General features: G+C 67.5%; 11 protein-coding genes, 3 tRNA genes and 2 pseudogenes. 11 read left to right on the top strand and 5 right to left on the bottom strand.

The genetic code is table 11. From position 1 onward, the window contains the following. Window positions 1-61 precede the first annotated feature (61 nt). The 4 genes from J5F18_RS05915 to J5F18_RS05900 all read right to left on the bottom strand — a co-directional run bounded on the left by J5F18_RS05915 (window position 62) and on the right by J5F18_RS05900 (window position 1,191). Window positions 62-138 (bottom strand) — tRNA-Asp (locus J5F18_RS05915). Window positions 139-165: 27 nt separating this feature from the next. Continuing rightward, window positions 166-242, bottom strand: a tRNA-Asp gene (locus J5F18_RS05910). A gap of 40 nt (window positions 243-282) precedes the next feature. Further along, window positions 283-358, bottom strand: a tRNA-Val gene (locus tag J5F18_RS05905). A gap of 74 nt (window positions 359-432) precedes the next feature. Beyond that, complete coding sequence (locus J5F18_RS05900) at window positions 433-1,191, bottom strand: alpha/beta family hydrolase (protein WP_346301386.1); 759 nt, start codon at window positions 1,189-1,191, stop codon at window positions 433-435. A 164-nt stretch (window positions 1,192-1,355) separates the two neighbouring features. Between J5F18_RS05900 and ccoN the strand changes: the two genes are divergently transcribed. From ccoN to fnr, 11 genes and pseudogenes are all read left to right on the top strand, one after another. After that, the gene (gene ccoN, locus J5F18_RS05895; protein ID WP_346301385.1) at window positions 1,356-2,780 is read left to right on the top strand and encodes a cytochrome-c oxidase, cbb3-type subunit I; all 1,425 of its coding nucleotides are present in this window, start codon (window positions 1,356-1,358) and stop codon (window positions 2,778-2,780) included. Between the two features lie 23 nt (window positions 2,781-2,803). Beyond that, window positions 2,804-3,412 (top strand): cytochrome-c oxidase, cbb3-type subunit II, encoded by a 609-nt coding sequence (ccoO, locus tag J5F18_RS05890; RefSeq protein WP_346301384.1) that lies wholly within the window; start codon window positions 2,804-2,806, stop codon window positions 3,410-3,412. A gap of 2 nt (window positions 3,413-3,414) precedes the next feature. Further along, window positions 3,415-3,630 (top strand): cbb3-type cytochrome c oxidase subunit 3, encoded by a 216-nt coding sequence (locus tag J5F18_RS05885; RefSeq protein WP_346301383.1) that lies wholly within the window; start codon window positions 3,415-3,417, stop codon window positions 3,628-3,630. Then, window positions 3,627-4,556 carry a cytochrome-c oxidase, cbb3-type subunit III gene (gene ccoP, locus J5F18_RS05880; RefSeq protein ID WP_346301382.1) on the top strand — a complete coding sequence of 310 codons (930 nt, stop codon included), beginning with the start codon at window positions 3,627-3,629 and terminating at the stop codon, window positions 4,554-4,556. The genes J5F18_RS05885 and ccoP overlap by 4 nt, the downstream gene beginning before the upstream one ends. 132 nt (window positions 4,557-4,688) lie before the next feature. Next, the gene (gene ccoG / locus J5F18_RS05875; RefSeq protein WP_346301381.1) at window positions 4,689-6,128 is read left to right on the top strand and encodes a cytochrome c oxidase accessory protein CcoG; all 1,440 of its coding nucleotides are present in this window, start codon (window positions 4,689-4,691) and stop codon (window positions 6,126-6,128) included. Between the two features lies 1 nt (window position 6,129). Continuing rightward, entirely contained in the window at window positions 6,130-6,654 is a 525-nt protein-coding gene (locus tag J5F18_RS05870; RefSeq protein WP_346301380.1) for a FixH family protein, read from the top strand. Between the two features lie 31 nt (window positions 6,655-6,685). Then, window positions 6,686-9,181, top strand: coding sequence for a heavy metal translocating P-type ATPase (locus tag J5F18_RS05865; protein WP_346301379.1), 2,496 nt, complete (start codon window positions 6,686-6,688; stop codon window positions 9,179-9,181). After that, a complete protein-coding gene (gene ccoS / locus J5F18_RS05860; RefSeq protein WP_346301378.1) occupies window positions 9,178-9,405 on the top strand; it encodes a cbb3-type cytochrome oxidase assembly protein CcoS in 228 nt (75 codons plus the stop codon). Before J5F18_RS05865 ends, ccoS begins: the two co-directional genes overlap by 4 nt. Then, entirely contained in the window at window positions 9,405-10,103 is a 699-nt protein-coding gene (locus J5F18_RS05855; protein WP_346301377.1) for a sulfite exporter TauE/SafE family protein, read from the top strand. Before ccoS ends, J5F18_RS05855 begins: the two co-directional genes overlap by 1 nt. 160 nt (window positions 10,104-10,263) lie before the next feature. Beyond that, a complete protein-coding gene (hemN, locus tag J5F18_RS05850) occupies window positions 10,264-11,586 on the top strand; it encodes an oxygen-independent coproporphyrinogen III oxidase (protein WP_346301376.1) in 1,323 nt (440 codons plus the stop codon). Window positions 11,587-11,666: 80 nt separating this feature from the next. Continuing rightward, window positions 11,667-12,362, top strand: a pseudogene (fnr, locus tag J5F18_RS05845) (fumarate/nitrate reduction transcriptional regulator Fnr); the annotation flags it as partial. Here fnr and J5F18_RS05840 read toward each other — a convergent pair. Continuing rightward, window positions 12,293-12,825: pseudogene (locus J5F18_RS05840) on the bottom strand (hypothetical protein); the annotation flags it as partial. The pseudogenes fnr and J5F18_RS05840 sit on opposite strands and share 70 nt — an antisense overlap.

Below are 12,825 nucleotides of genomic sequence, written 5' to 3'. Positions count from 1 at the left end.
AGAACTGCAAAGCGTGCTGCGTCGTGCTACCGCTGGTGTTGCGACTATCAGGCCGTCATCGTGGCGGACCGGACGGGACTCGAACCCGCGACCTCCGGCGTGACAGGCCGGCATTCTAACCAACTGAACTACCGGTCCGCAAGATGGCACCTGGCGAAAACACGTTGGCGGACCGGACGGGACTCGAACCCGCGACCTCCGGCGTGACAGGCCGGCATTCTAACCAACTGAACTACCGGTCCGCTGCGTGCTTTCTACGTGATCGACCATGGCCTTGGGCAATGGTGGGTGGTACAGGGTTCGAACCTGTGACCCCCAGCTTGTAAGGCTGGTGCTCTCCCAGCTGAGCTAACCACCCCCGGTCACGTGGCGCTGCATTCTACAGGGGCACCGGCCAATGTCAACGCTTTTTGCCCGCGCCGGGCCCGGGGGTCATTCTGCTGCCTTATCATCGGCTTGCCTGGCGACGGCGGGACAGGTGTGCTCGGCCATGAAGGCGGCGATCACCTCGGCGGCCTCGTCGATCAGCGACGCCTGGGTTCGCCCGCTGGCACTCCGCGGCTGCCAGTCATGGTCGCCATCCTCGAGCAGGTGGACGCGGGCCTGGCTCAGATCGTAGTCAACGATCTCCTCACGGCTGCCGAAGGGGTCGCGACTGCCCTGGACCACCAGGGTGGGGCAGGCGATCAAGGGCCAGTGGGAGAGGCGCAGGGTCTCGGGCTTGCCGGGAGGGTGAAAGGGGTAGCCGCACAACACCACGCCGGCGGCGCCGTCACGGGCCGCCAGCAGGCTGGCCACCCGACCGCCCATGGACTTGCCCCCGAGCCACAGGGGCGGCAGCGACGTATGTGACAGAAGGTCGCACCAGCGGGCCAGCTCCTCCACCAGCCGATCGACCCGCGGCGGGGGGCGCCGACGGGCCTCGCGACGCATCTGCTGCAGGTAGGCGAACTCGATGGCCAAGGTCTGAACGCCACGCTCGGCAAGGGCGTCGCGGCAGCGTTCCATGAACGTGGAATCCTGCCCGGCACCCGCCCCGTGGGCGATCAGCATTCGCCCCACCCGGGCCTCGCCGCGCACCTCGAGGGGGCCGTCGGGCAGAAGCCAGTTTCCCGACTGACCCGCCTTCAGGCGTTGGCGACAGAGCGCCGGGAATATAGGCTCAGGGTACTGGCAACCAAAATTAGACAAGGAGTCTCCTCGCGAGTTCTTCGATTACGCCGATTGGCGTGTTCAGGATTGCGGCGGGCTGCGCTAGAATCCAGACCGTCTTGACCTGCATCATCCTGGGGTTGCTGGGTCCGTGACAAACTGACGCAGTGTTACCTCGCTACCGCGTTCGATGGGAACCTGACATGAGCACAGCACTAGAACACCCGACCTACAACTACAAGGTAGTTCGGCAGTTCGCGATCATGACAGTGGTGTGGGGCATCGTGGGCATGATCCTCGGTGTCATCCTCGCTGCACAGCTGGTATGGCCGCAACTCAACCTGGATCTGCCCTGGACGAGCTTCGGCCGCCTGCGTCCGCTCCACACCAACGCCGTGATCTTTGCCTTCGGCGGCTCCGCGCTGTTTGCCACTTCCTACTACGTGGTGCAGCGGACCTGCCAGACCCGGCTCTTCTCGGACAGGCTGGCCGCTTTCACTTTCTGGGGCTGGCAGGCGGTAATCCTCTCTGCGGTGATCACCCTGCCGCTGGGCTACACCACCACCAAGGAGTACGCCGAGCTGGAATGGCCGATCAACATCCTGATCGCGGTCGTCTGGATCAGCTATGCCATCGTCTTCCTGATGACCATCAAGCAGCGAAAGACCTCTCACATCTACGTGGCCAACTGGTTCTTCGCCGCCTTCATCCTGACCGTGGCGGTGCTGCATATCGTCAATAATGCCGCCATACCGGTCACCGCGATGTACTCCATCTCCATCTACTCCGGCGCCATCGACGCCATGGTGCAGTGGTGGTACGGCCACAATGCGGTGGGCTTCTTCCTGACCGCCGGTTTCCTGGGGATGATGTACTACTTCGTGCCCAAGCAGGCCGAGCGCCCGGTCTACTCCTACCGGCTTTCCATCGTCCACTTCTGGTCGCTGATCATGGTCTACATGTGGGCCGGTCCGCACCACCTGCACTATACCGCACTGCCCAACTGGGCCCAGTCGCTGGGCATGATCATGTCGATCATCCTGCTGGCCCCCTCCTGGGGCGGCATGATCAACGGCATGATGACACTCTCCGGCGCCTGGCATAAGCTGCGTACCGACCCGACCCTGCGCTTCCTGGTGGTGGCCCTGTCGTTCTACGGCATGTCGACCTTCGAAGGCCCGATGATGGCGATCAAGACCGTCAACGCCCTCTCCCACTATACCGACTGGACCATCGGCCACGTCCACGCCGGTGCACTCGGCTGGGTGGCGATGATCACCATCGGCTCCATGTACCACCTGATCCCGCGCCTGTTCGGTCGTACCGAGATGTACTCGGTAGGCATGATCGCCGTGCACTTCTGGCTGGCGACCATCGGCACCGTGCTCTACATCGCCTCCATGTGGGTCAACGGTATCCTGCAGGGCCTGATGTGGCGCGCCATCAACCCCGACGGCACCCTGATGTACACCTTCATCGAGTCCGTCGAGGCCAGCGGCCCCGGCTACATCGTGCGCCTGATCGGCGGCCTGTGCTGGGTCGTGGGCATGCTGATCATGGCCTACAACGTCTACATGACCGTCAAGCGCGGCGAAGGCGCCCGCCAGCCGCTGCCGCAGACCGCCTGAGCCAACCGGGGATACCGACACCAATGAAACACGAGATCGTCGAAAAGAACGTTGGCCTGCTCGCCGTGCTGATCCTGGTGGTCATCAGCTTCGGCGGCCTGGCCGAGGTCGTGCCGCTGTTCTTCCAGAAGCAGACCACCGAGCCCGTAGAGGGCCTCAGGCCCCTCACGGCCCTGGAGCTGGAGGGCCGTGACATCTATCGCCGCGAGGGCTGCGTCGGCTGCCACTCCCAGATGATCCGCCCGTTCCGCGCCGAGACAGAGCGCTATGGCCACTACAGCGTGGCTGGCGAGACCGTCTACGATCACAACTTCCTGTGGGGCTCCAAGCGCACCGGCCCCGACCTGGCCCGCGTCGGCGGCCGCTACAGCGATGACTGGCACCGCGCTCATATGTACAACCCGCGCGACGTGGTGCCCGAGTCGATCATGCCCTCCTACCCCTGGCTCTTCGAGCGCACCCTGGACGGTCGCGACACCCCGAGGAAGATGCGGGCGCTGCGCACCCTGGGCGTGCCCTACACCGACGAGGACATCGAGAACGCCACCCGCGAGGTGCGCGGCCAGCAGGAGATCACCGCGCTGGTCGCCTACCTGCAGCAGCTGGGTACCGTGCTCGAGGGCACGCGTTGATCATGGATACCGGAACCTTTCGCGGCATCATCACCGGGCTGCTGATAGTGGCCTTCATCGGCATCACGGTGTGGGCCTACTCCCGGCGGCGCAAGCCGGACTTCGACGAGGCGGCCCAGCTGCCCTTCGCCGACGATGATGAGCTACCGAACCGTGACAAGAGCACCTCGCCGGACGGGGTCGCTTCCCGCAAGAACAAGGGAGACAGGAACACATGAACAATCTCTGGGGTGACTCCCTTTCCGGGTTCTGGAGCGCCTGGATCATTGTCATCACGCTGGGCTCCATTGGTTTCGCCTTCTGGCTGCTCTATGCCAACCGCAAGACCGACAAGACCCCCGACGCGGAAGGCAACATCGAGACCACCGGTCACGCCGCAGACGGCATCGAGGAGTATGACAATCCGCTGCCACGCTGGTGGTTCCAGCTCTACGTGGGCACCGTGGTCTTCTCCCTGGGGTACCTGCTGCTCTACCCGGGGCTGGGCAACTTCGCCGGCTTGCTGGGCTGGACCCAGGAGGGCCAGTGGGAAGAGGAAGTAGCCCGCGCCGAGGAGCGGTTCACGCCGATCTTCGCCCAGTACCAGGAGATCCCGATCCCTGAGCTTGCCCGGGACGCCGAGGCCATGCAGGTGGCCGAGCGAATCTACCTGAACAACTGCGCGGTCTGTCACGGCTCCAACGCCCAGGGCGGCTATGGCTTCCCCAACCTGACCAACGACGACTGGCTCTACGGCGGCGAGCCCGAAAACATCGTCACCAGCCTGGTGCGAGGGCGCAGCGGCCTGATGCCTTCCTGGCAGCAGCTGGGCGAGGAGAACATCGAGAACCTCACCCAGTACACCCTGTCGCTCTCCGACCTGGAGCACGACGAGGAACGTGCCGAGCGTGGCGCGGCAACCTATGCCTCGGTCTGCGCGGCCTGCCACATGCCCGATGGCACCGGCAATCAGGCCCTGGGCGCGCCCAACCTGACCAACGACATCTGGCTCTATCAGGCACCCGGCCAGAGCGTCGCCGACTCGATTCGCCAGACTCTGCGCAACGGCCGCAACGGGCACATGCCGGCCCAGGAGGCCTATATCGGCGAAGAGCGTGTCCACCTGGTGGCCGCCTACGTCTACAGCCTGCGCTTCCGGGACTGATCCATCCCCCGACGACAGGTAACCCAAGGAAGGGTGCGGCGTCACGTCGCACCCTTTCTCGTGGGCACCACCGCTCGATACAATGCGGGGCATCGAGGCCGCGGCGCCTCCCCCGCCTGCCATGAGTCAGCCATGAGCGAGAAGATCCCGAGCCGAGACGTCACCCCAGATCCGGTGGGTCGGCACGTCCCCGGCGAGACCGTTCAGCAGGAGATGTACGCCAAGCGGCGGCACATCTACGTGCGCGAGATCCAAGGGCTGTTCCAGAGACTCCGGCGCGGGGCCAACTGGGCGCTGATGCTGCTGTTCTTCTTGATGCCCTGGGTGCCCTGGGGCGACCGCCCGGCGATCTGGTTCGATCTGCCCGGCCGCGAGTTCCACATCTTCGCCGCCACCTTCTACCCCCAGGAGTTCATCCTGCTCTCCTGGTTGCTGATCATCTGCGCCTTCGGGCTGTTCTTCATCACGGTGTTCGCCGGCCGCGTCTGGTGCGGCTACACCTGCCCGCAGAGCGTCTGGACCTTCCTGTTCATCTGGTTCGAGCACCGCCTCGAGGGACCGCGGCACCGACGCATACGGCTCGACCAGCAGGCGCTTGACGCCGACAAGCTGTGGCGCAAGTCGGCCAAGCACGCCATCTGGCTCGCCATCGCCCTGGCCACCGGCGTGACCTTCGTCGGCTACTTCACGCCGATCCGCGAGCTGGTCGTCGACCTGCCCACCCTCGAGGCCCACGGCTGGTCCTACTTCTGGGTTGGCTTCTTCCTGGTCTTCACCTACCTCAACGCCGGCTGGCTGCGCGAGCAGGTGTGCATCTACATGTGCCCCTACGCCCGCTTCCAGGGGGTGATGTTCGACCGCGACACCCTGATCGTCTCCTACGACGAGGCCCGCGGCGAGCCCCGCGGCGCCCGCAAGAAGAGCCTCAGCCATGCCCAGGCACAGGCGGCCGGACACGGCGACTGCATCGACTGCGACCTCTGTGTGCAGGTCTGCCCCACCGGCATCGACATCCGTGACGGCCTGCAGTACGAGTGCATCAGCTGTGCGGCCTGCATCGACGCCTGCGACAGCGTGATGGACCGCATGGGCTATCCTCGCGGCCTGATCCGCTACACCACCGAGAACGCCCTGGAGGGCAAACCAACGCACATCCTGCGTCCGCGCCTGCTGGGCTACCTGGCGGCCCTGCTGGTGATGGTCGGGCTCTTCGCCTGGGCCGTGGCCGATCGCACCCCGCTCTCCTTCGAGGTGGAGCGCGAACGCACCCAGCTCTACCAGCTGACCCGCGAGGGTCGCCTTAGCAACGTCTATGTGCTGACGGTGCGCAACCTGGACGGCCAGGACCATCGCTACCGCCTGGAGGCCTCGGGCCTGCCGGACCTGCGCCTCGACACCGATCGGATCGAGGTGCCGGCCGGGGCGACCCGCCGCGCCGTGGTGGCCATCACCGCCGACCCCGAGGTGATCGAGCGCCCCAGCCACCCCATCACCCTGCGCCTCGAGGCCGACGACCACCCACGCATCGCCCTGGAGCGCGAGACCCGCTTCATCGGCGAGATCCGGAGATGACATGAACCACCCCGTGACCCCTTGGTACAAGCAAGCCTGGCCCTGGTTCCTGCTGGCCCTGCTCTTTACCTCCATCGGGGCCAGCAGCACCCTGGCGGTGATGGCCGTGCGCACCGCCGACGGCATGGTCCAGGAGGACTACTACGAGCACGGTCGCGCCATCAACATGGTACTGGCCAAGCAGGAGCGCGCCGCCGAGTTGGGACTCTTTGCCTCGCTGCGCATCGACCCGCTGACCAGCGACGTGGTGCTGGACCTGGAGGGCGGCGAGGAGTACCCGGAGCGGCTCGACTTCGAGCTGATCTTTCCCACCCAGGGCGACCGCGATATCGAGCTGACACTCGAGCACGTGCGCGACGGCCGCTACCTGGGCCAGGCCCCGGACAACCTGCGCTACCGCTGGTACCTGCAGCTGCAGCCCCAGGGCGAGGAGCCGGAGTGGCGCCTGGTGGGCGAGGCCCGCTTCCCCGACGAGGCCGCATTCCGCCTGACCCCCGGCCGGTTCGCATCCGGCGACGACAGCTGACGCGCCGCCTCAGGCGAGGAGTCCAGAGCCCATGAGTGACGTGGACGCCGCCGCCTCGGCAGGCTGCTACCACTGCGGCAGTCGGGTGCCCGATGGCGCGCCCTGGTCGATCACCCTCGAAGAAGCATGCCACCCCCTCTGCTGCCCCGGCTGCGAGGCGGTGGCCCACGCCATCGTCGACGGCGGCCTGGCCAGCTACTACCGCTTTCGCACCGAGCTGCCCGAGCGACCCGACGACCGTGAATCGTCCCGCGCCGAGACCTGGGCGGTGTTCGACGACCCCGGCCTCCAACGCCAGTTCGTCCACCCCGAGGGAGACGACAGCGGCCGTGTCCACGCCACCCTGGCGGTGGACGGCATCACCTGCGCGGCCTGCGCCTGGCTGATCGAGCATCGCCTCAACGCCCTGACCGGCGTGGCATCCAGCGCGGTCAACCTCAGCCACCACCGCGTCCGTGTGAGCTGGGACCCCGCCACGGTCAAGCTGTCGCAACTGCTGGCCGAACTCACTGCCATCGGCTACCAGGCACAGCCCTACGAGCCCGACGAGGCACAGGCGCGTCTGCAACACGAGGAGCGCATGAACGTGCGCCGGCTGATCATCGCCGCGGTGGGCATGGCCCAGGTGATGATGTTCTCGATTCCCATCTACGTGGCCGGCCCCGAGGGGATCAGCGAGGACTTCTACGCCCTGTTCCATTGGCTCTCCTTCGCCCTGACCACTCCGGTGGTGTTCTTCTCGGCGGCCCCCTTCTTTCGCAACGCGGTGCGCGACCTGCGTGCCCGGGTGCTGGGCATGGACGTGCCGGTCTCGCTGGCTATCGGCTTCGCCTATGCCGCCAGTGGCTACGCGGTGATCACCGGCAAGGGCGAGGTCTACTTCGACTCAGCGGCCATGTTCACCTTCTTCCTGCTCTTCGGCCGCTACGTGGAGGCCCGCGCCCGTCGACGCAGCGGCCACAGCGGCAACGCCATGGCCGGCGCGCTGCCGCTCTCGGCCATTCGCCTGACCGACGAGGGGGAGGAGCGCATCCTGCCGGCCAGCGAGCTCGTCGCCGGCGACCGGGTGCTGGTCAAACCCGGTCACGGGGTGCCCGCCGACGGCGTGATCGAAGACGGCGAGTCGAGCCTCGACGAGTCCATGCTCACCGGCGAGTACCTGCCGGTCACCCGACGCCTCGGCGACACCGTCACCGGCGGCAGTCAGAACATCGAGAGCCCGCTGGTGGTGCGGGTGACCCATGCCGGGCGCGACGCCCGGGTCGCCGGCATCGTCGACCTTACCGACCGCGCCTTCGCCAGCCGCCCGCGCCTGGCACAGCTGGCCGCCCGCATGGCCCACCTCTTTGTGCTGCGCCTGCTGGTGGTCACCGCCGTGGTCACCATCACCTGGTGGTTCATCGACCCGGCACGGATGCCCTGGATCATGCTCTCGGTGCTGGTGGTGACCTGCCCCTGCGCCCTGGCGCTTGCCACCCCCACCGCGCTGACCGCCGGTCACGGCCAGCTGCGCCGCCACGGTGTGCTGGTGACCCGCGCCGATGCCATCGAGGCGCTCTCCCAGGTCGATCGGGTAATCTTCGACAAGACCGGCACCCTGACCCACGGTGAGATGGCGCTGGTGGAGACCCGCCCCCTGGGCGTACTCGGCGCCGAGCGCGCCCGTGCCCTGGCCGCCGCCCTGGAGGCGCGCTCCGAGCACCCCATCGCGCGGGCCTTCCACCCCTTCCGACTGGCCACGGTGCATGCCTCCGAGGTAACCAGCCGCACCGGCCAGGGCCTCGAAGGCACCCTCGACGGCCGCCGCTGGCGGCTTGGCAAGGCCGAGTTCGCGGCCCCTGAGGCCAACCTCGAGCCCCCCGACGAGGGGCCCTGGCTGCTGCTCGCCGAGGAGGGTGAACCGCGGGCCTGGTTCGCCCTGCAGGACGGCGTGCGCGAAGACGCCGCCGAGACCATCGCCGCCATCCAGGCGCTGGGCATCGAGGTGGAGCTGCTCTCGGGGGATACCCCCGGAGCCGCCGGCGAGCTGGCTGGCCGCCTGGGAATCGCCACCTGGCGCGGTAGCGCCACCCCGGAGGAGAAGCTGGCACGCATCCGCGAGTGCCAGGCGGCCGGCGAGAAGGTGGCCATGGTGGGCGACGGTATCAACGACGTGCCGGTGCTGGCCGGGGCCGACGTGGCCATCGCCATGAACGGCGCCACCGACCTGGCGCGCACCAGCGCCGACGCTATCCTGCTGAGCCCGCGCCTGTCGCGGGTCGTCGAGGCGATCGAGATCTGCCGGGCCACCCGGCGGGTGATGCGCCAGAACATGATCTGGTCGGTGTGTTACAACTTCTCCGCCATGCCGCTGGCCGCCGTGGGCCTGGTGCCACCGTGGCTGGCCGCCATGGGCATGTCGGGCAGCTCCCTGGTGGTGGTGACCAACGCCCTGCGCCTCAACCGTTTTCGCAGCCGCGCCATGGGGGCCGCGATGCCCCCGCCCCCGCCCACGACCTCCCCTGAACCGAGTCGGGTGAACGCATGAGCATCCTCTACCTGCTGATTCCACTGTCGCTGACCCTGCTGGGCCTGGCCGTGTGGGCCTTCTTCTGGGCGGTCAAGCACGACCAGTTCGAGGACCTGGAGGGCCCCGCCCACCGCATCCTCTTCGATGAGGATGAGAACGACCTCAGCGCCGAGGAGCGCCAGCGGCGCCGCGAGACGGCCTCGGGCGCCACGGCGCGGCGCGACGACGACACCGAGCACTGATGGACCCCACCGGACTCGGCCTGCCGCCATTGGCCGCGGCCTTCGTCTTCGGCCTGCTGGGAGGCGCCCACTGCATCGGCATGTGTGGCGGCATCATGAGCGCCCTGACCTTCGCCGTGCCTCCCAGCATGCGCTCGACTGCCCGCCTCGGCGGTCTGCTGCTGGGCTACAACCTGGGCCGCATCGCCAGCTACATGGTGGCCGGTGCCCTGGTGGCAAGCCTCGGCACCCTGCTCACCCTGACCCCGGCCACGCGGGTCGTCCTGCAGCTCTTCGCCGCGGTGATGCTGATCCTGATGGCGCTCTATATCGCCGACTGGTGGAAGGGGCTGCTGCGGGTCGAGGCGCTGGGCCGCCACCTGTGGCGCCACCTGGAGCCGGTGGGGCGACGGCTGATGCCGGTGGTGAAGGTGCCCCAGGCGGTAGCGCTGGGAGCCGTCTGGGGCTGGCTGCCCTGCGGGCTGGTCTACTCGATGCTGGCCTGGAGCCTGGCCATGGCCGACCCGCTGACCGGCGTGGCCCTGATGGGCGCCTTCGGCCTCGGCACCCTGCCGGCGCTGCTGGCCACCGGTCTGGCGGCCCGCCAGCTGGGGGGGCTGATCCGCCATCCGGCGACCCGCACGGTGGCGGCCCTCACCATTATCGGCTTTGCGCTGTGGCAGCTGTGGCACCTGCTTCCGGGAGGGGGCCACGGCTGATTCGGCACTATTCCGCCACGGATTGACGCAGCTCAACCCGCGCTGCCCCAAGTCGCCCTAGCATGGACACACATCCACTGCCGGGAGCATCGCCATGCCCGTCCAGGCGACACGTACCGATCGCACCGGGCCGACATGTGCAGCCGGAGACAGGGCCCTGATGCAGCGCCACGACCACGACGGTTCCCACTACCTCACCTTTCCTCGGGTGGCCCACTTCGACGATACCTTCGGACCCGGCGACTTCGCCGAGCGGCTGCACGGGCGTAGCACCGACGAACCGCCGGGTCTTCACGTCCGCCTACCCTTCTGCCGTCAGGCCTGTCGCTTTTGCGCCACCCGACGGGTGCCCTCCGGGGACAACCGACAGGCCGAGCCCTACCTGTCGCGGCTCGACCGGGAGATGGTGTTGATCAGCCGTCAGCTGGGCCCTACCCCTCCGATCCGCCGCCTGCACTGGGGAGGCGGCGCACCGGCCTTTCTCTCTCTGGACCAGCTGGGCGATCTGTTCGACCGACTCGACGCCCGCTTCGGGCTCTCCGGCTCTCGGGAGCGCGACTACAGCATCGAGATCGACCCCCGCGAGGCCGACGTCTTCACACTGCGACACCTCCAGGCCCTGGGTTTCAATCGCCTGAGCCTCGGCGTTCAGGATCTCGACCTTCGGGTTCAAAAGGCGATCAACCGAATCCAGCCGCGGGTGCTGACCGAATCCCTGGTGGACGAAGCAAACCGCCTGGGCTTCCGCTCGCTCAACCTCGACCTGATCGTGGGCCTGCCCCTGCAGACGCCGGTGAGCTTCACCGAGACCCTGGACCAGGTGATCGCCATGGCCTCGGCCCGGATCACCCTGCGACGCTATGTCCATCTGCCGGAGCGTCACCATCCCCAGCAGGAGATCCGTCGCGAGGAGCTGCCCGACGACGCGACCCGGCTGGCCATCCTGGCCACCGCACGTGAGCAACTGCTGGATGCCGGCTATGTGCATATCGGCCTCGACCACTTCGCCCGCGCCGACGACAGCCTGACCCTCGCCCTGGCCGAGGGTCGCCTGGCCCGCAACCTGCAGGGCTTCACCCCCCACGGCCCCGGGGACCAGCTCGGCCTGGGCGTGGCCGCCATCAGTCGGGTGGGAGATGCCCTGGCCCGCAACGCGGAGACCCTCGGCGACTACGAACGCGCCCTGGATGCCGGTCACCTGGCCACCGTAAGCGGTCGGCATCTTGATGCGGAAGACCGGCTGCGCCGGGGCGCCATTGAGGCCCTGATCTGCCGCCGCGTGCTGGACATGAGCACCCTATCCCGCGACCAGGGGCTAGACGCCGAACGCGTGCTGGCGGATGCCCTCGAGCGCCTCGAGCCGCTGCGCCAGGACGGCCTGATCGCGCGGCAAGACAGGCGGCTGGTGGTCACCGCCAGCGGCGAGTGGTTCCTTCAGCGGTTGGCCCAGGCCTTCGATCCCCACGCCTTCGAACCTGCCTGAGCCAACGACGCCCCCTCTCTCCGGGGACTACCTCCTTGGAGGTGGTTTGCCCTGCCTGCAGAATCCTCCATAATGGCCACATGACCATGATCAAGGAGGAGGCTGCCATGCCTGATACGCTGACCGGTCGGCGGCGCTCTGTTCTGCATGAAACGCGCTGCCAGACCTGCAGCCTCAGCTCGCTCTGCCTGCCACTGGCGCTGGAGGTTCAGGACATGGACCAGTTCGACGCCATCATCCGTCGCCGCGCACCGCTCAAGAAGGGCGAGACGCTGTTTCGCCAGGACAGCCCCTTCACCAGCGTCTTCGCAGTGCGCTCGGGCAGCCTCAAGCAGGTCACTACCGAGGGCAGCGGCGAGGATCAGCTGACCAACTTCTACCTGCCCAGCGAACTGGCGGGCCTCGACGGCATCGACGAGGAGCGCTACCCGGGCACCGTGGTGGCGCTGGAGACCACCACTGTATGCGAGATTCCCTTCGATCGCCTGGATCAGCTGTCGGAGTCCCTGCCGGAACTGCGCGGCCAGCTCTACCGCAGCATGAGCAAGGAGCTGCGCGACGACCGCCGCATGATGCGCCTGCTATCGCGCAAGACCGCCGACCAGCGCCTGGCCAGCTTCTTCACCAGCCTCTCCGACCGCTTCCGTCGCCGCGGCTACTCGCCCTACAGCTTCCGCCTCTCCATGTCCCGGGCCGATATCGGCAACTACCTGGGGCTGGCCGTGGAGACGGTCAGTCGCATCCTCGGCCGCTTCCAGAGCCAGGGGCTGGTGGAGGTCTCGGGCCGCGAGGTGCATATCCTCGACCTGGATGCCCTGACCCAGGTCGCCGAGGAGGAGGGGGCCAAGTAGCGCCGAGCGCTGGTCTTGAGCCTCGCCTGTTTCTCCTCCAGCCCGGCGAAGTCGAACAGCTCGCGGTCGGCCAGCTGCGACGGCGCCACGTTGGTGACCGCCTTGAACATGCTCTCCAGGCGTCCGGGATGCCGCCTCTCCCAGTCGGCCAGCATCTCCTTGACCACCTGGCGCTGCAGGTTGGGCTGGGAGCCGCAGAGGTTGCACGGGATGATCGGGAACGCCATCAGTCGTGCGAACTCGGCGATATCCGCCTCGCGGCAATAGGCCAGCGGGCGGATCAGGATGTTCTTGCCGTCGTCGGAGAGCAGCTTGGGCGGCATCGCCTTGAGGCTGCCGCCGAAGAAGAGATTGAGGAACAGGGTCTCGAGGATATCCTCGCGATCCA

It is taken from the genome of Halomonas sp. BM-2019 (assembly GCF_017584085.1).
This window is presented reverse-complemented; position numbering and strand designations above follow the sequence as displayed.